The organism is Adlercreutzia mucosicola DSM 19490 (assembly GCF_000422625.1).
GTDB classification, from domain to species: domain Bacteria; phylum Actinomycetota; class Coriobacteriia; order Coriobacteriales; family Eggerthellaceae; genus Adlercreutzia; species Adlercreutzia mucosicola.
Map to the genome: position 1 here is coordinate 279776 of NZ_AUGK01000005.1, position 20888 is coordinate 300663.

17 protein-coding genes and 1 tRNA gene are annotated in these 20888 nt (G+C 65.5%); 4 read left to right on the forward strand and 14 right to left on the reverse strand.

Going from position 1 to position 20888, the window contains the following annotated elements; translation table 11 throughout:
* Window positions 1-3: 3 nt before the first annotated feature.
* From G503_RS0103885 to G503_RS13595, 7 genes are all read right to left on the reverse strand, one after another.
* Window positions 4-669 carry a cytochrome c maturation protein CcmE domain-containing protein gene (locus G503_RS0103885; RefSeq protein WP_028026545.1) on the reverse strand — a complete coding sequence of 222 codons (666 nt, stop codon included), beginning with the start codon at window positions 667-669 and terminating at the stop codon, window positions 4-6.
* 243 nt (window positions 670-912) lie between these two features.
* Window positions 913-2160, reverse strand: coding sequence for an ammonia-forming cytochrome c nitrite reductase subunit c552 (locus G503_RS0103890; RefSeq protein WP_051190890.1), 1248 nt, complete (start codon window positions 2158-2160; stop codon window positions 913-915).
* Between the two features lie 135 nt (window positions 2161-2295).
* Window positions 2296-3183, reverse strand: a complete 888-nt coding sequence (locus G503_RS13590) for a 4Fe-4S binding protein (RefSeq protein ID WP_051190891.1) — start codon at window positions 3181-3183, stop codon at window positions 2296-2298.
* Window positions 3180-3437 (reverse strand): chaperone NapD, encoded by a 258-nt coding sequence (locus tag G503_RS0103900; protein WP_235715485.1) that lies wholly within the window; start codon window positions 3435-3437, stop codon window positions 3180-3182. The genes G503_RS13590 and G503_RS0103900 overlap by 4 nt, the downstream gene beginning before the upstream one ends.
* Before the next feature lie 2 nt (window positions 3438-3439).
* Window positions 3440-3769 carry a nitrate reductase cytochrome c-type subunit gene (locus tag G503_RS0103905; protein WP_028026548.1) on the reverse strand — a complete coding sequence of 110 codons (330 nt, stop codon included), beginning with the start codon at window positions 3767-3769 and terminating at the stop codon, window positions 3440-3442.
* 4 nt (window positions 3770-3773) lie between these two features.
* On the reverse strand, window positions 3774-6314 hold the full coding sequence (locus G503_RS0103910) for a molybdopterin-dependent oxidoreductase (RefSeq protein ID WP_028026549.1): 2541 nt from the start codon (window positions 6312-6314) through the stop codon (window positions 3774-3776).
* A gap of 79 nt (window positions 6315-6393) precedes the next feature.
* A complete protein-coding gene (locus G503_RS13595) occupies window positions 6394-7014 on the reverse strand; it encodes a 4Fe-4S dicluster domain-containing protein (RefSeq protein ID WP_051190892.1) in 621 nt (206 codons plus the stop codon).
* A gap of 243 nt (window positions 7015-7257) precedes the next feature.
* Between G503_RS13595 and pdxR the strand changes: the two genes are divergently transcribed.
* On the forward strand, window positions 7258-8655 hold the full coding sequence (gene pdxR / locus G503_RS0103920) for a MocR-like pyridoxine biosynthesis transcription factor PdxR (RefSeq protein WP_028026550.1): 1398 nt from the start codon (window positions 7258-7260) through the stop codon (window positions 8653-8655).
* A 77-nt stretch (window positions 8656-8732) separates the two neighbouring features.
* Here pdxR and G503_RS0103925 read toward each other — a convergent pair.
* From G503_RS0103925 to G503_RS0103940, 3 genes are all read right to left on the reverse strand, one after another.
* Window positions 8733-8808: transfer RNA gene (locus G503_RS0103925), tRNA-Ala, on the reverse strand.
* 68 nt (window positions 8809-8876) lie between these two features.
* Window positions 8877-9203: a Veg family protein gene (locus G503_RS0103935; RefSeq protein ID WP_028026551.1), complete on the reverse strand. Its 327-nt coding sequence runs from the start codon at window positions 9201-9203 to the stop codon at window positions 8877-8879.
* A gap of 289 nt (window positions 9204-9492) precedes the next feature.
* On the reverse strand, window positions 9493-10248 hold the full coding sequence (locus G503_RS0103940) for an SDR family NAD(P)-dependent oxidoreductase (protein ID WP_051190893.1): 756 nt from the start codon (window positions 10246-10248) through the stop codon (window positions 9493-9495).
* 164 nt (window positions 10249-10412) lie between these two features.
* On the opposite strand from G503_RS0103940, the gene G503_RS13600 reads away from it, so the two are divergent.
* Together G503_RS13600 and G503_RS16275 are read left to right on the forward strand one after the other, a co-directional pair.
* On the forward strand, window positions 10413-11402 hold the full coding sequence (locus G503_RS13600) for a C-terminal binding protein (protein WP_169628140.1): 990 nt from the start codon (window positions 10413-10415) through the stop codon (window positions 11400-11402).
* 752 nt (window positions 11403-12154) lie between these two features.
* Complete coding sequence (locus G503_RS16275; RefSeq protein WP_156891909.1) at window positions 12155-13051, forward strand: hypothetical protein; 897 nt, start codon at window positions 12155-12157, stop codon at window positions 13049-13051.
* A gap of 642 nt (window positions 13052-13693) precedes the next feature.
* On the opposite strand, the gene G503_RS0103965 is transcribed toward G503_RS16275, so the two are convergent.
* Both G503_RS0103965 and G503_RS0103970 read right to left on the reverse strand, forming a co-directional pair.
* Window positions 13694-14368, reverse strand: a complete 675-nt coding sequence (locus G503_RS0103965) for a cytochrome c3 family protein (protein ID WP_028026555.1) — start codon at window positions 14366-14368, stop codon at window positions 13694-13696.
* Between the two features lie 41 nt (window positions 14369-14409).
* Window positions 14410-16080: an FAD-dependent oxidoreductase gene (locus G503_RS0103970; RefSeq protein WP_028026556.1), complete on the reverse strand. Its 1671-nt coding sequence runs from the start codon at window positions 16078-16080 to the stop codon at window positions 14410-14412.
* A gap of 347 nt (window positions 16081-16427) precedes the next feature.
* Here G503_RS0103970 and G503_RS13610 point away from each other — a divergent pair, with 347 nt between their 5' ends.
* Window positions 16428-18161 (forward strand): helix-turn-helix domain-containing protein, encoded by a 1734-nt coding sequence (locus G503_RS13610; RefSeq protein ID WP_051190895.1) that lies wholly within the window; start codon window positions 16428-16430, stop codon window positions 18159-18161.
* A gap of 350 nt (window positions 18162-18511) precedes the next feature.
* On the opposite strand, the gene G503_RS0103980 is transcribed toward G503_RS13610, so the two are convergent.
* Together G503_RS0103980 and G503_RS0103985 are read right to left on the reverse strand one after the other, a co-directional pair.
* Window positions 18512-19198, reverse strand: coding sequence for a peptidylprolyl isomerase (locus G503_RS0103980; RefSeq protein ID WP_028026557.1), 687 nt, complete (start codon window positions 19196-19198; stop codon window positions 18512-18514).
* 426 nt (window positions 19199-19624) lie between these two features.
* The gene (locus G503_RS0103985; protein ID WP_028026558.1) at window positions 19625-20827 is read right to left on the reverse strand and encodes an NADP-dependent isocitrate dehydrogenase; all 1203 of its coding nucleotides are present in this window, start codon (window positions 20825-20827) and stop codon (window positions 19625-19627) included.
* Window positions 20828-20888 lie beyond the last annotated feature (61 nt).

Here is a 20888-nt window from a genome sequence, read left to right on the forward strand (position 1 = left end):
GGCCTAGCCCTCCAATGCAACGTCGGTGGCGGCGAACTTGCCGTCCTCGGTCAGGGCCCCGGTCAGCACCACGGCAGTGCCGTCGGCCACGTCTTCCGACAGGGCGTCGTCGAAGGCGACGGGCAGCTCGGAGCCGTCCGCGGTATCCACGATAACGAAGCGATCGCCCTGGCCGGCGGCGCTCAGCGTGCCGGCCTTCACGGTGCCGGACACCTTCACCACCTTGCCGATGACGTCATCGCCGTAGCCGAGCAGCTGCGACACCATGAGGGCATCGGCGCCGTCCTCGTACTTCGAGGGGCACTTGGTGACCAGGTTGCTGCACTCCAGCACGCCGGCCTCGTTGATCTTGCCGGTACAGATGGCGGTGACGTCATTGCCGAAGGTGGACGAGGCGGCGCCGTCGTAGCGCACCTCCAGCTGGGTGGCCGGATCGCCCTCCGGGTCGTAGATCTTGAAGGTGAGCACGTTGTCGGTGGTGCTGAAGGAATCCTGCACCACATTGCCTGACACCTGCACCTTCTGGCCGGCCTGGGGGTTCTCGGCCGCCTCGGCCACCGAAAGCGTGGTGGCCGCGGTGTTGCCGCCCACAAAGGCGAGCACCAGGATGAGCACGATGACGATGACACCGGAGACGGCGATCATCCTCTTCTTCATCTTCGCGTTCATAATCCTCCTGTTTCCGTCGATGAGCCAGACCGGCCTCCCCGACGGTCTGAAAAATACCATCGGCCAGTATCGCCGAAGCCCTCGCGCGCGCGAAGATAAATTACGCCAAAATCAGCAGATCAGCGCAAACGCAACACTTTCGCAATGGGGCGGATACAGCACCGGCGCGCACCGTTGAAGGATGCGCGCCGGGCCGAAGCGCAGGAGGGAGGGTTCCCGCGCGAGTGGATGAATGAGCCGAACCTAGGCGATGCCGAGCAGGGCGAAACCCTCTTCCAACTGGGCCTCGGCCTTGTCGAGGTTGGCGTGGGCGGCCTTGTAGTTGTGGGCACCCTCGGAATTCTCCACCATCACGTAGTCCCAGTAGAACTGCGCATGGCGCTGAATCTGCTGGGCTTGGGCCAGCTTGTCGGCATCCAGGCTGTCCTTTTGGGCGGCCAGCTCGTCGGTGTAGCGCTTGATGTCGGCGGCGATAGCGTGCTCGCGGTCGGTAACCTCCTTCTGCCAGCCGCGCACCTCGCCCGCGATGTCCTTGTGGCAGCTGCCGCACTGCTCCGTGATCGCGGGATTCTCCAGGGGGCTCACCAGCTCATGGGAGCTGTACTCGCCGTTCTCGTCGGAGACGGGGGCCATGTGGCAATCGGCGCAGCTGTAGCCCTGCTTGGCCATGGAAGACTGCTCGGCGCCGTAGATGGTCTCGAACTCGGGATGCTGGGCCTTGAGCATGGGCGCGCCGGTCTCGGGGTGCTCCCAATCCTTGAAGCCCATCTCGTCGTAGTGGGCCAAGATGGCCTCGGCGTCCATGGCCGCCAGCCCCTCGTAGGGATTGCTCGTGGCCTTAGTGTCCGGATCGAAGTAGTACTCGTTGTGGCACTGGCCGCAGGTCTGGGCCTCCACGGGCACCTGCTCGGCATCGGAGCCCATGGCATGGGCGAAGTGCCGCTGGGTGACGACCACCTGGGTGGGGTCGTTCTCATGGCAGTTGTAGCAGCTGATGGGCTCGCTCATCTGCGCGAGCACCTCGGCGAAGGGGCGGGCGTACACCTCGTCGCCCTCGCTGTTCACCATGGCCGTGAACTGCGGCGTCTTGCAGGTGATGCAGTTGGCCAGGGTCTTGTCGTTCACGCGCGGCGTCTCCGAGATGGAACGCAGCGTGTAGCTGTGGGACGCGGCCTCGTCGTAGCCCTTGGCGAAGCCATAGCCGGCGTACATGGTGGCCAGCTCCGGGTACTCTTCCAGGTAGTTCATCTTACCCTCGGGGCTGTTGGCCTCGTTGGCCTTGTAGGTGGCGTACTGGCCCGGGTAGATGTCCTTCCAGCTGTCGGCCAGCACGACGCCGAACTCGTCGGCCTCGGGGGTCTCGACCGGAGCGGCGCCTGTCACGGGCTCCTGCGGGTTGCCGGATCCCGCGGGCGCGCAAGCGGCCAGGGCCGCCACCAGCGCCACCGTGCCTACGGCCGTGGCAGCGATGCGCATCGTCGACTTTCTCATGGTTCCCTCCTTTGATCGGCCGCGCTCATCGGCGCAGCTTCCGTTGACACGAGACTACCGCGAGGGGGCCTCCCGCGAAAAGGGACGGTTCTCCGCTCATTGGTGGGGACGGAGCGAGGGCCAACCCGACGCTTCCTAGGATTCTGACACGGGATCGCGCTCCTCCCGCCGGGTCTGCGCCCGCGCGGGAAGGCGGCCGAGAGAGAAGCTCAGCGCCCGAGCGGGGCACGTGTCCACGCAGGCGCCACAGGCCATGCAGTCGCCGGCGCGCACGATGATGTCGTCGCCCGAGAGCGCGGGCGCCAAAATGACGGGATCGGCCAAACACGCCTCCTCGCATCGACCACAGTGCACGCAGGCGTCGTGGTTAATGTGCACGTTCACCTGGCCCGCGCGGCCGAGGACCTGGAAGAGGCCGCCCAGCGGGCACAGCGAGCGGCACCACACGCGCCGGCTCACGAAGAGCTCGGCGATCACGATGGCCACAAGTGTACCCGCCCCGGCAAACCCGCCGAAGGCGAGCCCCTTGTTCACCGCCCCGATGGGAGAGACGGTCTCGAAGACGGGAAAGCCCACAAGCGCCGATGCCGCCACCACGGCCGCCGCCACGGCGATCTTCACGTGGCGGTCAACCACGCGCTCGGGCACCGCGATACCGAGGCGGCGTCGGGCGGCATCCGCCCCCTCGCCGATAAGGTTCACCGGGCAGACCCACCCGCAGAAAGCCCGGGCCCGCACCAGGGCGTACACGAGGGCGACCGTACCCGCACCCGCCAGGGCCGCCATCGCCGCGCCCCCGTTGGCGGCCAGCAGCTCCAAGGCCGCCAACGGGTCGAACAGCGGCACGGGACCCAAGCTGGAGGCCGACAGACTCCCGAAGAACACACCTTCGGCCGGTGTGGCAACCTCCCCATCGCCGCCCGCGTACAGCCCCGCGAGCCCCCATCCCGCCAGCAGCGGCGGCAGGCAGAACAGCACCAGCATAAGCACCTGCACCACTCGCCGCACCAGAGTTATCCTCATAGCACTTCATCCTCGAAGTTCACGTACACGAGGTTCACGTTCAGCACGTCGGGGATCTGGATGAAGCGGCTCGATATCTCATGGGAGGCGCCGGTGGAGGGCGCCTCGATGGTGACGACGATCTTGTAGCCGTTCACCTCGTGCACCTCCACACCCTCCATCTGTGCCAGGGCAGCGGCCACGGCCTCCACCGACGGCGGCCGCGCCTCCACCACGAGCGACGAGACGACCACCTTCTCGCCCTGCGCCCCCATGGCTAGTCCACCGCCACGGGATGGCAGGTGAGGCACTCGGCCCGCGGGCCGTCGATCTGGCGGCTCGCCTTGTCGCCGCCGGCATAGTGATCCTCGGGCAGGGGCGCGGCCTGGGCCAAGAATACCTCGGCCGTATCGCTGGAGCCGTGGCAACCGTAGCAGCCGTTAGCGCCCAACCTCTCGAAGCGGCCCTCATGCAGCGCCGGCATGAGCGGCGGCTCGCCGGGGTTGTAGACAGGCCCGGCCTCGGCAGCGCCGGAGCAGCCCGCCAGGGCCGCGCCACCCAAGGCGCACGCCAGCACCGCGGCGGCCATCAGATTGGTCTTCTTCATCGGTCTACCCCTCAATCTTCTCGATGGAAACGCAGGTCTTCTTGAAGTCCGGTTCCTTGGACAGCGGACAGTAGGTGTCCTGCACCACCAGGTTCACGAGCGTCTCCTCAGCGAAGAACGGCGCGAACACCATGCCTGCCGGAGGCCGGGTGCGGCCGGCCGTGGATACCGTGATGTCGCAGGTGCCGAAGCGCGAGGTCACACGTACGCGGTCGCCATCGGTCACGCCCAAACGCTCGCAGTCGGCGGGATTCATGTCCAGCAGGGCCTCCGGCAGGGCGCGATCGAGCTCGGGCACGCGACGGGTCATCGAGCCAGTGTGCCAGTGCTCCAGCAGACGGCCCGTGCAGAACCAGAACGGGTACTCCTCGCTCGGCTCCTCCGCCGGCGGCTCCCAGGGGCGGAACACCACCGAGGGCCTCTTGTCGGCCGACTTGTAGAAGCTCACGCCGCCGGCCAGGCCGCTCTCGCCGTAGGCCTCGATGCCGTACTGGTCGAAACCGTCCTCCTGCTTGCCGTCGCAGAAGCGCCACAGCGTGGGCAGCCACTGGCCGTCCACCTCGCGCACGGGCCAGGTGAGGCCGTGGTTGTGGATGTACTCCTCGTAGGGGGCCAGCTGCTTGGCCTCCATCTTCAGCTTCGCCTCGGCGTTGATGGCGGCGGCATCGGGGTTCAGGTCGGGGTTGCTGAAGGTGCGGTACTCCTCCCAGATGCTCGCGCACACCTCCCGATCGGTGCCCTTGAAGGCGGCCGTCTCAGCGTCGTACCAGGCGCCGAACAGATGGTCGAAGGCGTCCTCGCCGCCGATCTGCTCGCCGGCGAGCACGCGCTTGGCGATCTCCATGAGCATCCACAGGTCCCACTTCGCCTCGCCCGGCGCGTCCACCGCCTTCTCGAACACGGCCGTGCGCCGCTCGCCATTGCCGAAGGCCCCCTCGCGCTCTACCCACATGGCCGCGGGCAGCACCACGTCGGCGTACTGGGTGGAAAGGGTGGGGTACACCTCGGCCACGCAGATGAAAGCGTCGTTTACGCCCGTGAGATCGCCCTTGCCGAGGAAGCGGGTGAGGTTGGGCATGGACACGGCCCAGTTGTTGTGGGCGCTCCACAGAAAGTCGATGTTGCCCTTCGACAGCTCGCGGAACATCTTCACCGTGTGATAGCCGGGCTTCTCGATGGCGTCCAGATACCCGTTGGGCAGGTCCCAAACGGCCTCGGTGTAACGGCGATGATCCGGGTTCTTCACCACCAGATCGGCAGGCAAGCGGTGCGAGAAGGTGCCCACCTCGCGGGCTGTACCGCAGGCCGTGGGCTGCCCCGTCAGCGAGAAGGCGCCGTCGCCGGGCAGGGCGTAACGGCCCGTCAGCAGGTGGATGTTGTAGATGCAGTGGTTCATCCAGGTGCCGCGGTTGTGCTGGTTCACGCCCATGGTCCACAGGCTCAGCACCCGCCGGCTCTTGTCGGCAAACACCTCGGCCAGCTCCTGGATGTCCTCGGCCGGCACGCCGGACAGCTCGCTGGCGTACTCCAGAGTGTAGGGGGCCAGACGCGTGGCGAAGGCCTCGAAGGTGATGGGCTCCACGTTATCCACAGCCTGGCCGATCTCGCTTTTGTCGTAGCCGTCGTCGGTGGCGTTGCCGATGTTCTCGGTGCCCTGCTTGAACTGCACGTGATCGGCCACGAAAGCGTGATCGTACTTGTCGTTCACGATGAGGTAGTTGGCGATGGCGTTCGCGATGGCGATGTCGCTGCCGGGGCGGAAGGTGAGCACCTTGTCGGCCGAGGCCGAGGTGCGGGTGGTCATGGTGGTCACATCGTAGTGGCGCACAGCGCTATCGGCCAGCTTGCGGGCCGTCAGGCGCGAGTACAGCATGGGATGGGCCTCGGCCATGTTCGCGCCCCAGGTGACGAACACGTCGGTCTCGTCGATGTCGGCGTAGCAGCCGGCCGGCTCGTCGGTCTGGAACACGTTCATGAAGCCCACCACAGCCGAGGCCATGCACAGACGCGCGTTGGGGTCGATGTTGTTGGACAGCAGACCTGCCTTCCAGAACTTCGCCGTGCAGTAGCCCTCCACGATGGGCTGCTGGCCGCTTCCCCAGAAGGCCAGGCGGCTCTTATCGGCCTTCCAGGTGTCGCGCAGCTTGGTCGCCACCAGATCGAGGGCCTCGTCCCAGGTGGCCTCGCGCAGGCCAGACGCCGTGCCCTTGGTGGCCTTGTCGTCGCGGATAAGGGGCACCGTCAAGCGGTCCTCGCCGTACAGGGCGCGGGCCAGGTAGTAGCCCTTCACGCAGTTCAGGCCGCGGCTCGACCCGTTTTCCGGGTCGCCGGTGACCGAAACCACCTTACCGTCCTTGGCCTCCACGATGACCCCGCAGCCGCAACCGCAGAAGCGGCAGACGCCGACGGTCTTCACGCCCTCGCCGGACGCAGCGGCGCTGCCGGTGCCGGCGAGCGACGAGCAGCCGGCCAGGGTGCCCGCGGCGGCGGCCGAGGCGAGGGCCACGGCTGTGGACTTCACAAACGAGCGTCGAGTGAGTTCCATAGAATGATTCCTCCCTTTGGTTCAGGGGCCGTCGGCCCCGGGTTCCCGAAACAGCGGCGTCCGCGACGCCGATGCCGCCCTAGACGGCGTCGTTGCGCAGGGCCAGGTAGGCCGCCTCGTCGGCACCCGTGGGCACCACGACGATGGCCGGGGCCGGATCGCCCACCGGACAGCGCTGCTCGCACAAACCACAGCCGGGGCACACCTCGGCATTCACCTGCGGCGCGAACACCGCGTGGATGGCATCGCCCTCGCGCGGACGGTAGTCGATGCGTATGGCCTCGTCGATGAGCGGGCAGGCGCGGTAGCACACCTCGCAACGCATGCCCTGAAACGACAGGCAGGTCTCCTCGTTCACGACGGCCGTGCCCATGGCGGCGCCAGCGCGCTCCTCGGGCACGGCAAGAGCGCCGGTGGGGCAAACGGCGGCACAGGGGAAGTCGCGGCAGAGCCGGCAGGCCTGGGCCCGGGCGTTCACGAAGGGAGTGGAGGCCGCCCGTCCCGCGTTCAGCGGCGCGGCGTGAATGGCCTGATAGGGGCAGGCCTCCAAGCAACGGCCGCAGCGCACGCAGCGCGCGGCGAAGTCGGCCGGAGACGCCATTCCCGGCGGCCGCAGCAGGGGCAGAGGCGGCGGGGCGGCAGCTAGGGCGACGCCGGCGGCGAACACCGCGGCGGCTCCCGCAGCAGCGACGATCCTCATAACGCACCCCCTCCGATGTGTTGGGGACGGTTCTTCTCCGTCCCTTGCTGCTGCCAGCATACAAGGGGGACAATCTTTCGAGAAAGGGACGCTCTGCCCTGAATATTTGGGGACGCTACACGAGTTTAGGGACGATTTTCTCGAAAGTAATGGGGACGGTTCTTTGAACAATGGGGACGCATTCATGAAATTTCCTCATTTTGCTATCATGGAGCCGCCGCCGAACCTGCGAGGAGATGAGCCATGCACCTGGACGACCGCCTGGACACGCCGCTTTACCAACAGCTCTTCGACCAGCTGCGCCACCGCATCGAGGAGGGCGACCAGCCCGAGGGCTCGCGCCTGCCGCCGATTCGCAGCATGGCCGCCGATCTGGGCTGCGCCCGCAATACCGTGGAGAACGCCTACGCGCTGCTCGCCCAGGAGGGCTACGTGAAGAGCCGGCCAGGCTCGGGCTACATCGTGCAGAACGTCGCCTTCGTGCAGGCCGATGCCGACCGCGGCGCCCTGCTGGCCGAGCCGCTCATCGGCGCCAAGGCGAGCCGGGCCCGCTACGACTTCACCTACGGCGATTTGGAGCCCGGAACCTTCCCGGCCATGACCTGGCGCGCCATCACCGACGACATCCTGCTGTCGGTGGAGAGCACCGGCTGCGACGCCTACAACGACCCGCTCGGCGAGGAGAGCCTGCGCGCGGCCATCGCCTGGCGGCTTTCCACCCAGCGGGGCATCGACTGCACCCCGGCGCAGATCGTCGTCCAGGGGGGCACCCAGACGAGCGTGCAGAACCTGCTCGCACTCTTCGACCCCGTCCGCGACGCAGTGGCCATGGAGGACCCAGGCTACGACGGCGTGCGCACGGTCATCGAGCGATCGCGCTTCCCGCTGGCCCCATGCCGGGTGGGACTCGGCACTGCCGCCTTTCTGGACGACCTGGAGGCCTCGGGCGCACGCCTCGCCTACCTCACGCCTTCCAGCCAGTTCCCCACCTGCCGCGTCATGCCCACTGACACCCGCGAGGCAGTGCTAAAGTGGGCCGAGCGCCACGACGCCTACCTGCTGGAGGACGACTACTGCCGCGACTTCCGCTACCGCGAGCGCTCGCTGCCACCGCTCGCCTCCATGGACCGGCGCGGGCGCGTCATCTACATGGGCACCTTCTCGAAATCGCTCTCCCCGGCCCTGCGCATCAACTACCTCGTGCTGCCCGAGCCGCTGCGCGACCGATGGCGTGAGGCCTTCGCGAGCTCCTACTCGCCGGTACCGTGGCTCAACCAGCAGGTGCTCGCCCGCTTCATGACCGACGGGTCGTGGGACCGGCACCTACGCCGCGTGCAGGCGAAGAACCGCCGCAAGTACGAGACGCTCACCCGCGTGCTGAGCGCCACCATGGGCAACGACGTGGAGATGCTGGAGAACGGCACGGGGCTGCACCTGCTCGTGCGCGTACGCGACGGCCGGCCCCAAGACGAGCTGGTGCGCCGGGCCGCCGAGGCCGACGTGGCGGTGTACCCCACCAAGAAGTACTGGACGGATCCGGCGAGGCACGTGAGCTCCACGGTGCTCGTAGGATTCTCCTCCATCGCCGAGGACGACATCGAACCCGGCATCCGCGCCTTGGCCGCAGCGTGGTTCGGGTAGCGAGCGCGCAGGCGGGATCGGAGCCCCGAGCCCGACACACGAAAAAGACCCCCGGCGTCGGAGGTCTTTGAATTTCGTGGTGGAGATGAAGGGATTCGAACCCTCGGCCCCCACGTTGCGAACGTGATGCTCTCCCAGCTGAGCTACATCCCCACGAAGGTAAGCGCTTTCGCGCAAGGCAGTAGTTTGCCCCATTTGAAGAAGATTGTCAACTCCTTTGCTTAGGAGACCACACGCTCTTCCAACGAGTAGTCCACAAGCTCCAGCGACTCGTCCACGAACGGGGCGAACAAGGGCTCGCCGTTCTGGGACAGCTCCACCATGCCGGTGAGCACGTCGACGTACTGGTACGACTGACGGGCGGTGCGACCACGCTTGCGATCCACCTCCATGATGAACAGCTGCGGATGAACCTGGGTGAGCACACCCTCGCTCTCGACGATCTTCGAGCGGCCCATGTTGGCGCGCACCTTCAGTCGTTGACCGACGAAGTCATGAAGGGTATCATGAATGCCATCGACGATCTTTGCCTGCTTGGCCAAATCCATTGACAAACTTCCTCACGTGTTCTGACGTTACAAGTACAGCTGCATATCATACCACGCTTGTCAAGACCCGCAACTTTTTTCGGTCGTGGGAACATCCGCAACCCCCAACGGGCCCTTGTTTCGAAGACAGCTCCCGGAGTTCTTTCCACCCCGCGACGCGTCTCGCCCCGCGCCCTTTCCCATGAAAAAGGCGCCCGACCTTATGGCCGGGCGCCCTGTGGCGGTTCTGCGATTGCGACGGCTCGCGAACGTTGCCGCGCCACCACGCCGCCGCTCTGTCGCGAGCGACTTAGGAGTGCTTGTGGATGCCGCCGTCCACCATGTAGGACTGGCCGGTGAAGTAGCCGCCCTCGTCGCTGACGAGCAGCACGATGAGCGGGGCGCAGTCCGCCTCAGTGGTGCCGATGTAGCCGAGCGGCGTCTTCGCCTCCAGGCTCTTCAGGGCCGCCGGCTGGGTCTCGCGGAAGAAGTCGGTGGCGATGATGGGCAAAAACACGTTCACCGTGATGCCGTATTTGCCCCACTCGTTGGCCGCCGTGCGGGTGATGGCGCGGATGGCCTCCTTGGCCATGCCGTAGGCGCCGAAGCCCGCGTTGCCGTCGTAGCCGGCCGCCGAGGCGGTGTTGATGATGCGACCGTGGCCGCTCTCCTTCAGGTAGGGGAAGCACGCCTTCATGAACATCATGGAGGCGAGCGGGCCGCTCTCGAAGGCCTCCAGGGCGTAGGCCTCGTCCACGTCGTTGATCTCGCGGTACTGCATGGCGCCCTGGGCGCAGTTGATGAGGATGTCGATGCCGCCGAAGCGCTCGACGCACTGGGCCACCACGTTGTTGATCTGGTCGACGTCGGTCACGTCGCAGGCCACGGGCAGCACCTCCCCGCCGAAGGCCTCCACTTCCGCCTTCAGCTCCTCGAGCTTCTCCACACGGCGGGCGCAGGCGCAGATCTTCGCGCCGTTCTCGGCGAGCACCTTGGCCAGTCCCCGGCCCACCCCCGAGCTGGCCCCGGTTACAATGGCCACGCGCCCCTCAAGCTTCTTCATCATGGAACTCCCATCTGATCGAACAACCTTCATGTCATTCCGCAGTATAGGACACCTCTCGGTCGGCCGCCTGCGCATCGCTACGAATTCCCGCTATCGTCATCGCCATGGGATATACAATGGGATCCTCTCTCTGCAGAAAGCGGCGCAACCTCGAAGGGGGACTCATGGCAACCATCGCGATGGTGGATTTCGATTTCGACGACTGCAACTTCGAACGGGAAATGGCAGAAGCCGTGGGCGTTCGGTTCACCAGCTTCAACCACGGGCGCAACTGCACGGCGGACGAGATTATCGCCCACGGCGCGGACGCCGACGGGATCATCACGTCCTACGGGCGCTTCACCGCCGAGGTGATCGGGGCCCTGCCGTCGTTGAAGGTGATCAGCAAGACAGGCACCGGCGTGGACAACATCGACATCGCCGCGGCCACTGCCAACGGCACCGTGGTGTGCAACGTGCCCGGCTACGGCACCGAAGTCGTCAGCGACCACGCCATCGCCCTGGCCCTGGCCGTGCTGCGGCGCATCAACGAGCTGGACGCCGACATGCGCGCCGGCGTGTGGAACTTCCGGCAACGCCGGCCCTTGGGGCAGGTGGCGGGACGCACGTTTGCCGTGGCGGGCTACGGCAACATCGGTCGGGCCACGGCGACGAAGGCGGCCGGCCTCGGGTTCAAGGTCGTCGTATGGGACCGCCGCTGCGCGCCCGGCACCGTCACCGCCGAGGGCTTTCCCTGCCTCAGCTTGGACGATCTGCTACGCGCCGCCGACGTGGTCAGCTTCCACACGGCGCTCACCCCCGAGACACGCCATCTGCTGAACGCCGGCAACATCGGCCTGCTGAAAGAAGACGCCGTGGTGGTGAACACCGCGCGCGGTGCCGTTATCGACACCGATGCCGTGGCCGCAACGCTCGCCGCCGGCCGCCTGTGGGGCGCGGGGCTCGACGTGTTCGAGGACGAGCCGCTTCCCCCCACCGCGGTCATTCGCACGGCGCCCCACACGGTGCTCACGCCCCATGCCGCCTATTGGTCGGAGGAATCCGCCGCCGAGCTGCGCCACCGCTGCACTCAGAACGCCATCGACATGGTGCTCGGCCGCACGCCCAAGGCCTGCGTGAACCCGGAGGCCCTCGCCGCTGCGCTCGCGAAGTAGGGGCGGCAACGGCCGCAACAGCACCTCGTTTCGACTCACCATCCCCGGCCCCCTTAGAGAGGGCCCCGCAACCGCCTGTCCCCAAGCGCACCGAGCGGGGGCGGCGCAGCGCCCCCCGCCCAGCCCCGCCCCAGGCTCTTCTGCAGCCGTGGGACGGAGCCGGTCGCGCTCCCAGCACACAAAACGCTTACTTTTTGCGTGAGATTTGGAGTTGTGAGCGTCTCAGAGCTCGCCGCAGAGGTCAAGCAAGGAACTTGCTATCGAGCACACTAATCTGACCAGGTGCTTCTCAAAAGCTCTTTCAAATCACAGCCTTCGTCGCGGAATGAGGACGCTCATAACTCCAAATCTCATGCACAATGAGCCGCCTTTGTCGACCATCCCGTCAAAAGCCCCAGAATCGCTTCGCCCCTCTCAGGCCTTCCGCGGGAACCCCCCTTTACCGCCTCGCCCTCGATCTGCCGAGGCCGCCACACCTCCAACAAAAAGAACGCCCTGTTGCATCCTGATAGCAATTTGGAAAACGCACTTCGTCTTTAGTCGCATATAATCTTTCATCTGATATTCTTATACATATGGAAATAGTTTTTAGTCATATAACATCTTTAGAATTTCTCAGGCAGTGGTCGCGCAATCATCCTCTGACCCTGCGAGAGTTCCATGATCTGCGTCCTCGAGACACCGGACATCTCCCCGCCTCCCGCTTGAGGAGCTTCCGCTCTCTCGCCCGCGCCGCCGACACCGAGACAGCCGTGCGCGCAGTGATCGAGGACATCCAGAGGCCCAGTCTCAAGCGAGCGTTGGAGGAACGGTGGGCCCGCGCCGCAACTGGACACCCCCTCCACATCCTCGCTCAGCCCAAAGAGGGGCGCCACCCCACCAAGCATGTCCGGACCCACCAACTCGCTGCCCTTCTGCCGCGAGGGGCATTCCTTGAAATCGCCCCCGGCGTTGCCGTCTGCTCCCCCGAGCTCGCGTTCATCCAAATGGCCGAAACCCTCTCCTTTGGCGGGCTCATCGCCTTAGGCTACGAGCTTTGCGGATGCTACCCCTTGGACACCGACCAGCCAAGCACGCTCGTACGATCCCCGCTCACGACACCCGACCGAATCGCCTCATTCGCCAATCGCGCCGCGCGCATCAAAGGGGTTCAGCGGGCACGCGTGGCGGCCCGCTTCGTTCGCGCGAAATCCGCCTCGGTAAAGGAAACGGAGATGGCCGCGCTGCTCCTGACACCCGCGCGATGGGGAGGAATGGGCCTGCCCCCGGCTCTCACCAACGAGCCCGTTGCACTTTCGAAGAGCGCAACCCGCATCGGCCGCAGCCAACGAGCGGTGTGCGACCTTCTCTGGCCGCAGTTCCATGTTGCAGTGGAGTACGACGGCCTCGCCTCTCACACCCAGCGACATCAGCAAGCACACGACTCCCGCCGTCGCGACGCTCTAACGGCCGACGGACTCGATGTCATCATGGTCACTTCCTCGCAAATCGACAGTATTTCCGAGTTCATCGAAATAGCCAACGCCATCGCGCGGAAGGCGGGGCGCAGGATACCCGACCGTCCCCCTTCCTTTCACCGCCGACACCTGCAACTTCGCCACGAATTGAGAGTCTTCCACCACACGCAGTTCTCACCGCCTCGGCCTTGATGCAATCAACATGCCCCGCCATCCTCTCGGGGCAGGGAAAAGCGCCCCCTTGCTTCGACATCACCACAGGGCATCGACAGATCGGATAACGAATCACCCGAAAAATGCACCAGAATGTGAGTTATGAGCCTTTGGAAGAACACGGTGACGCAAAACTTGGAAAGACGCTCGAGGATACAACGCTCTGATCAGGTCATTTTCACGCGGAACCTTAAAACGACCCTCTCCAAGCAAAAGAAAGACGCTCGTAACTCAAAATCTGACGCAGAAAGAGGCATCGGAAAGCGCCGACTCGGCAATGCGCTCACAGAGGGGGCAGCGCAGTCGAAAACTTCATGCGCACCAAAAGCGAGCGCACCTGCCGTGGAATTCGCGAGGCATTGCAAAAAAAGGAAGCCCGACCGCGGGGGCGGTCGGGCCGGGGGGCGTCGGGGAGGCGGGAGGGAGTGCCGCCCCGACACGGGAAAAGCTTGTTAGCGGCGCGGGCGGGCTGAAGGCCGCCCCCCCCTACGCAGTCACCACGGGCTGCAGGCTGCACGATTGGATCGCGCCCACCCGTAGGGGCGGCCTTCAGCCCGCCCCGGGCAAACGTGATCCGCCCGCGGGGGCAGGCCCCAGGCCACCCCCGACCCAAGCGCTCGGCTAGGCGGTCTCGCGATCGCGCAGCTCGTGGCAGGTGCCGCACTCGAACACTCCGCGATGGTGGCACTGGGCGCAGTACTTCATCGCATCCTTCGGCAGGTCCTTCGAGTGGTTGTTATGGCAATCGGTGCAGGTCGCCGGATTCTCCTCGTGCTTGGCGCCGGCGGGACGCTCGTGCGGATTTACCGTCGTGCCCTTGTCGTCGGTCAGCGCCGTGGAGTCGGCGGTCAGCGCCGCCACCTCGGCCAGGTCGCCGTGGCAGCTGATGCAGGTTGCCGGGTCGACGGTGTCCACCGTGGCCTTGGAGGCCGGCTTGTCGCCGAACTTCACATCGGCGTGCTCGGTGGCCAGCACGTCTTCCTGGGTATGGCACTGCACGCAGGTGATGTCCTCGGCCTCGTGGGCCACATCCTGGGGGCACGCGGCGTCAGTCGCCGACTCGGCCTCCACGGTGTGGCAGGTGGCGCAATCGGATTCCATGGTCCAATTCACCGGCTGGCCCGCCATGGGGTCGGCGGATTCCTCCGTCGCGGCATCGCCGGAATCGCTCGCGGCCGGCTTCGCCTGGGGAGCGCAGCCCATGAGACAGGCCATCAGCGCCGTCAGCGCAACCACCGCGCCGAGAACGGCCATAAGGGTACGGCGACGGTTCACGGTTACAGCTTCACGTTCCATTACTTCGTTCCTCTCTTCTCGACGCGGTCAGGATCGTGCGGCTATTCGGCGTCCCAGTTCTCCAGGCCAGCGGCGTGGCGGGCGGCGATGCGGCCCCACACCTGGTTCTCGGCGTTGTTGCCGCCGGTGATGCCGTAGGTGTGGCTCTGGAAGTTGCCGAAGCAGCCGGCCGCGTACAGGCGCGGGATGGGGTTTTGAGCCGGGTCGAGCACCTGGGCATGCTCGTTCTTCATGGGGCCGCCCAGGGTGGAGCAGGAGCCGGGGTAGATGGACACGGCGTAGTAGGGGCCGGCATCAAGGGGCACCATGGTCTCGGCCGCGCGGTCGAAGCGGGCGTCCTTGCCGGCGGCGCAGAAGCCCTGGTACTCATCGAAAGTGGCCTTCAGCGCGTCCACGTCCATCAGCGGGTCGAACTCCTTGATCTTCTGGCCGAGCTCCTCGATGGTGGCACCGGTCAGGATCCAGCCGCGCTCCAGCTCGGCCTTGTTGTCCTGGCTCCAGCCGTCCCAAGCGCGGATGGAATCCGGCAGGTCGCTGGCGAAGTTGCCGCACTCGAAGAAGTCGCCCTGACTGGTGGACAGCTTACCGGCGTCGAAGCAGCTCTGGTCGAAGATGCCCCAGGACGGGATGCGGTCGAAGTCGGCGATGGAGTCGTCGAAGGACAGCAGGGTGTGCCAGCCGTTGTGCGGCGAGCCCATGTTGTTCTCGTTCACGAAGCGGCGACCCAGACGGTTCACGTTGAAGTAGCTGAAGCCGGGCATGAAGTACAGGATGGAGAAGTCGTACTCGGGATCGCGGGTCCACATGGAGTACATGGAGATGGCCATGTCCATGTGCCACAGCTTCGCTCCCACGTCCTCCACCATCTTGATGCCGTCGCCGGTGTTGTACTGCCAGCCCTCGAACTTGAAGGGGGAGCACTTCAGGTACTCGTTCTTCAATTCCTCGTTGAACTCGAAGCCGCCGATGGTCATGATAACGCCCTTGCGCGCCTTCACGGTCTTCTCCTCGTTACCGATCATGGTGTAGGCGCCCACGATCTCCTTGGTGGCGGGATTCTGGATGAGGCGCTCGTCATGACAGTCGAACAGCACCTGCACGCCGAGCTGCTCGCGCTGGGCGTCCAGCTCGTGGAAGGACAGCATGCCGAAGCCGTCCACCGAGGACAGCTTGCAGGAGCCCTCGTAGGCGTTGTCGTCCAGGAAGTAGTACTCGGGGATGGCGCCGGCCAGGGCCACCTCCACCACTTCGTAGGTCATGCCGTACTTGTCGGCATACTCGGTGTTGCGGGCGCACTCCTCGACCCAGGCCTCGATCATAGCATCCGGGGTCTTGCCCTTGGTGAAGGCGCGAATGTAGTCCTTAAAGCGCTGCTTGTCGGCCTCCTCCACGATGGTCCACTCGCCGTTGTTGATGGAGCTGTTTCCGCCGCCGCGCTCGGGGGCCTTCTCCAGCACGATCACTTCCTGGCCGCACTCGTCGGCGCCGATGAGCGACGCCCACATGCCCGCGCCGCCGTAACCGATGACGAGCAGATCGCACTCGTAGTCCCAATTGGCGGGCATCCAGTCGCCGGTGTCGGCGAGGGCGCCCTGACCGCTCTCCTGAGAGCAGCCGGCGAGCGCCGCGGTGCCGGCCATGGCCGCCGCGGCAAGGCCCGCGCCCTTGAGGAACGAGCGGCGGGAAACGCCGAGATTCGCATCCTTCTTCATAATGGTCCTTCCTCCTGTTACTCGTGCGGATATGCGGAGCCTTTTCTCCGCAGCCTTCTGTCAAGGGCCGCTCGCCGTGATCGCCGAGCCCCTCCCCTCGCGGCCTGCATCCGCGTTTGCAAGGCATAAGGTTACGGTTCGCCTTTGATCCGCACATCTGAACGTCCGTCGGATTTTGCGATAATTTTTTCGTAGATGCTGAGCGAATCCCCTGATCAGAGCCTCTACGATTCTCGATCCGATAGGCGCTAAATGCCCCTTCGGCTATGATCGTAGGCTGAAGGAAAACCCGAATGCGCTATCATGCTCATCACCGCACAACGACACAGCCTGGGGAGGGGACGCAAGTGTCATTTCAAATACGCGGGCACCGGCACACCGAGAACACAGCTCGCTCGTTAGGGGGAAGCGCTGCCGGGGGCGCCCTTGCTGCGCTCGAGAACACCGATCGCGCGGTCGAGGGCGGCGCGGCTTCTGCTTCGGAGAGCGCCCCTGCGCCGCTCGGCGCCGTGACCGATTCGGCCATTCTGGACTTCCTTATCATCGTGCTGGGATTCGGCCTGTGCCGGGCCTGGATCGTGTTCTGCCTCGGCGCGCCCCTCGTCTTGCCCGCCGCATCGCCCACCCACTGGGTGTATCTGGCCGCCGGAGCCCTGTGCGCCCTGCTGGTGGCCCTCGTGTGCCGCAGCGGCGGCCCAGTGGTGGTGCGCGTGCGCGGCCTGCTGTTCAAGATCACGCCCTTCGCGCTGCTGGCAAGCGGCACTCTCATCCCCTTGGCGGTCGCGCTCAACAGCGAGGTGCTCATGGTCTGCGGCTTCGTCACGGGCGGCATGGGCGCCGGTCCCTTACAGGTGCTGTGGGGCGACCGCTTCGCCCACCATTCGGTGCAGTTCGCCGCCTTCGCCTCGCCGGCGGCGGCCGTCGTCACCGCCATGGTGTCGGCTCTGTCCTCCAGCCATACGAGCTTCGTGGGCTTTACGGCGATCCCGCTGCTCTCCTTCGCACTTCTGGCCTTTCACGCCCACCGCACGGGACATCCTTGGGCAACGCTGTTCGGGAAGCCAGGCGCCGCGGCGGCCAGGGGCGCAACGGACGGGGAAGCCGTGGGGAGCGCCGAAGCGCCCGAGAGCCGAGCCGCAGCCGAGTCCGGCGATGCCGCGCGGCGCAAGCGCGCCGTGCCCCTGGGCGTGGGGAAGCTCATGTTCTCCATCATGATCTTCTCGCTGCTCTGCCGCATGTTCGACACCATGAACACCGGCGCCGACCCCTTGGCCGCGCTCGGCGGCAGCGCCATCTTCGCTCTGGTCGTCGTGGGTGTTGCGTTCTTCGCCATCGTGGCGCGGGTACGCGACCGCTTCAACCCCACCTTCATCTATCGGCTCTCGCTGCCCATTATGGTGGCGGGATACGTGGCCATCGCGCTGCTGTTCGACAGTCATGCGGCCTTCTCGCTGCTCATCATCAATGTGGGCTATGAGTTCTTCGACATTCTCACCTGGGTGCTGTTCGTGGACGCCGCGCGGCGCCGGCGCGGCGGCGGCCTGTACATCTTCGGCCTGGGCGTAGCTTTCATGTTCTGCGGCATGGCCCTGGGCAACGCCGCGAGCCATGTGGCCGCCGCTTTAGTGGTCGTGGGAGATCTGCAGGCCAACGTGCTGGCCATGGCGGCCATCCTGTGCCTGGTGATCGTGGCCTTCCTCGTGCTGCCCGAGGGCACCGTGGCCCAGCTATCCGAATCGCTGCGCGAGGGGCGGCGCGAGAGTCACGAGGAGCGCGCCAAAACAGCCGACGGAGACGCGGAGGCTGCGGCCGAGAACGAGGGCGAGACCCAAGAAGAGAGCAGTGGCGAGGGGCGCATCGAGTCGCATTGCGCGGCCGTGGCCCGCGATTTCGGCCTCACGCCCCGCGAGAGCGAGGTCATCGTGCTTCTGGCCTACGGGCGCACTCTGGCCATCATCGCCCGCGACCTGCACATCGCCCAGGGCACGGCCCGCACCCACATCGAGAACATCTACCGCAAGCTGGATGTGCACAAGCAGCAAGAGCTTATCGATCTCGTAGAGAGTCACGAGAGTATGTAGGGTTTCGAAACGGAGCCGCCATTGAACGTGAAACGGCCCCTGCGGGAATTGCTCCCACAGGGGCCGTTTCACGGGGAGGCCGCTGCGACCGTCGTTCATGCCGATCGATTCCGCAGGGGCGACCATCGTGCTACCGCAGCAGCGCCATCGTAGGAGCGGGCTTCAGCCCGCCCGATCGTCATCGCAGCCTTTGCGGGGGGCGGCCTCGCACTTCCGCGGGAATGACTCCGCAGGGGCAAGCTTCAGACCGCCTGTCCACCACAGCTGATGAGCGGGCTGAAGCCCGCCCTACGGGATTGACTCTCACAGAACCTATTCCCCTGAAGAGCCTGGCGGGGCCTGCCCCTTCCCTACTCCGCGCTCTCGGCGGTCTCGGCGGCTGTGGCGGCCTCGCGCTCGGCGCGCTGGCGCTCCAGCTCGGCCATGGCCTCGCGGGGCGAGGGCGGCCGCGGAGTCTCCTGGGCAATGGCGGAGGCCAGGGCCTCCTCATCGGCGCCTTCGATCGCAATGCCCTTGACGGCATCGCCGATGGCCAGACGCTCGACAACGTCGATACCCTCCACCACCTGGCCGAACACCGTGTACTGATCGTCGTACTCGGGCTGCTCGCCCAGCGAGAAGTAGAACTGGCAGCTGCCGGAATTCGGCGCCGACTTGTGGGCCATGCACAGGCTGCCCAGGCGATGGATGTTCTTGGGGTTGCTTCCCCATTCGTCGATGATCGTATAGCGCGCATCCCCCGTACCTGGATGCATGCCGCGGATGACGCCCTTCACGGCCGCCAGCACCTGAGCCGGTCCCATGGATCGCGTGACGGGGCAGCCGCCCACCACCACAGAGCCCTCCTTGCGGGCATGGAACTTCAGATTGTCGTAGAAGCCCTTGGCGGCCAGCTCCACGAAGTTGCCCACGGTCACCGGAGTCTCAAGGCCGAACAGCTCCGCGCGCACGGCGCCCTTCGATGTTTCGATCACTGCTACCTCGTTGCCCGTGGGCACGTAGCGCGGCGCGTAAATGGAAAGCTCGATGCGTCCCATGTCATTCCCTTCCCTCAGGTCGTGCCAGTGCGAGCCGCCCTTGCAAAAGCGGCTTCCCCATCTTAGAACAGAAGGACTGCGGGCGCGTCCGATGGAGCATCCTATTTTTGCGCGAAATCCAGAGTTATGAGCCTCGCGCCATCCCCGCGTCGACGAGCCGCCTCGAAAATGCATAGGATCTCGAGTTATGAGCGTCTTGGAAGCGCAAAAAGAACGGCCTGGGATTCCGCCTTCAGCGAAACCCCAGGTCGCAAAGATTCAACACTCTCTCGAGGAATCGACAGATCCCTTCACGACGCTCATAACTCGAGATCCCATGCAGAAAAGGGGCCTGCGTCCAACCGGGCTCAGGTTTTGGCGCCCAAAAGGACGCCGCGCTCAGAGGGATCGTCTCGTTTCTCTCCAGGAAGCCCCGCGCTGCACCGCCTAAGCGGCCAAACGGCGGGCGATGGCCCTGATGAACTCGCCTGTGGAAAGGGTAGTCGGATTCTCAAGCGTGGTGATGCGGGCCAAGTCGCCGGTCATCTCGCCGGCCTCGATGGTATCCAGGGTAGCCGCTTCCAGACGGTCGGCGAACGCAACCAGCTCGTCCAACCCGTCCAGCTCGCCGCGCTTGCGCAGGGCGCCGGACCAGGCGAAGATGGTGGCCACGGAATTCGTGGACGTCTCCTTGCCCTCCAGGTGCTTGTAGTAGTGGCGCTGCACGGTGCCATGGGCCGCCTCGTACTCGTAGACGCCGGCCGGACTCACGAGCACCGAGGTCATCATGGCCAGCGACCCGAAGGCCGAAGACACCATGTCGCTCATCACGTCGCCGTCGTAGTTCTTGCAGGCCCAGATGAAGCCGCCGTCGGCCTTCATGACGCGGGCCACGGCGTCGTCGATGAGGGTGTAGAAGTACTCGATGCCGGCCGCCTCGAAGCGCCCGGCGTACTGGTCGTCGTAGATCTCCTGGAAGATGTCCTTGAAGCGGTGGTCGTACTTCTTGGAGATGGTGTCCTTGGTGGCGAACCACAGGTCCTGCTTGGTATCCAGGGCGAACTCGAAGCAGCTCGTGGCGAAGCTGGCGATGGAGGCGTCCAGGTTGTGCATGCCCTGGGCCACGCCGGCCCCGTCGTACTCGTGCACCAGCTCGCGAATCTCGGTGCCGTCCTCACCGGTGTACACCAGCTCCACCTTGCCGGGGCCGGGCACGCGGATCTCGGCGTTCTTGTACACGTCGCCGTAGGCGTGGCGGGCAATGGTGATGGGCTTGACCCAGTTACGCACGCAAGGCTCTATGCCCGCCGCGTTGATGGGGGTACGGAACACCGTGCCGTCCAGCATGGCGCGGATGGTGCCGTTGGGGCTCTTCCACATCTGCTTCAGGTCGTACTCGTCCATGCGCGCGGCGTTCGGGGTGATGGTGGCGCACTTCACGGCCACGCCGAGCCGCTGGGTGGCCTCGGCCGATTCGATGGTGACCATGTCGTCGGTGGCGTTGCGGTTTTCCAGACCCAAATCGTAGTACTCGGTCTTGAGATCCACAAAGGGGCAGATCAGCTCGTCTTTGATCATCTGCCAGATGATGCGGGTCATCTCGTCGCCGTCCATCTCCACCAGCGGCGTGGTCATTGCGATTTTCGTCACGGGGCCTCCTCGGGTATCGGAATTGCTCGGTGCCTATGCTACCGCGAAACCTAACCGCCAC

Coding starts and splice junctions, on each gene's coding strand:
- G503_RS0103905 (WP_028026548.1), bottom strand. CDS start 3,769: ATGAAGAAGACCAATCTGATGGCCGCCGCGGTGCTGGCGTGCGCCTTG.
- G503_RS0103910 (WP_028026549.1), bottom strand. CDS start 6,314: ATGGAACTCACTCGACGCTCGTTTGTGAAGTCCACAGCCGTGGCCCTC.
- G503_RS0103970 (WP_028026556.1), bottom strand. CDS start 16,080: ATGAAGAAGGATGCGAATCTCGGCGTTTCCCGCCGCTCGTTCCTCAAG.
- G503_RS0103965 (WP_028026555.1), bottom strand. CDS start 14,368: ATGGAACGTGAAGCTGTAACCGTGAACCGTCGCCGTACCCTTATGGCC.
- G503_RS0103980 (WP_028026557.1), bottom strand. CDS start 19,198: ATGGGACGCATCGAGCTTTCCATTTACGCGCCGCGCTACGTGCCCACG.
- G503_RS0103885 (WP_028026545.1), bottom strand. CDS start 669: ATGAACGCGAAGATGAAGAAGAGGATGATCGCCGTCTCCGGTGTCATC.
- G503_RS13590 (WP_051190891.1), bottom strand. CDS start 3,183: ATGAGGATAACTCTGGTGCGGCGAGTGGTGCAGGTGCTTATGCTGGTG.
- G503_RS0103940 (WP_051190893.1), bottom strand. CDS start 10,248: ATGATGAAGAAGCTTGAGGGGCGCGTGGCCATTGTAACCGGGGCCAGC.
- pdxR (WP_028026550.1), top strand. CDS start 7,258: ATGCACCTGGACGACCGCCTGGACACGCCGCTTTACCAACAGCTCTTC.
- G503_RS0103900 (WP_235715485.1), bottom strand. CDS start 3,437: ATGGGGGCGCAGGGCGAGAAGGTGGTCGTCTCGTCGCTCGTGGTGGAG.
- G503_RS0103935 (WP_028026551.1), bottom strand. CDS start 9,203: ATGGATTTGGCCAAGCAGGCAAAGATCGTCGATGGCATTCATGATACC.
- G503_RS0103890 (WP_051190890.1), bottom strand. CDS start 2,160: ATGAGAAAGTCGACGATGCGCATCGCTGCCACGGCCGTAGGCACGGTG.
- G503_RS13600 (WP_169628140.1), top strand. CDS start 10,413: ATGGCAACCATCGCGATGGTGGATTTCGATTTCGACGACTGCAACTTC.
- G503_RS13595 (WP_051190892.1), bottom strand. CDS start 7,014: ATGAGGATCGTCGCTGCTGCGGGAGCCGCCGCGGTGTTCGCCGCCGGC.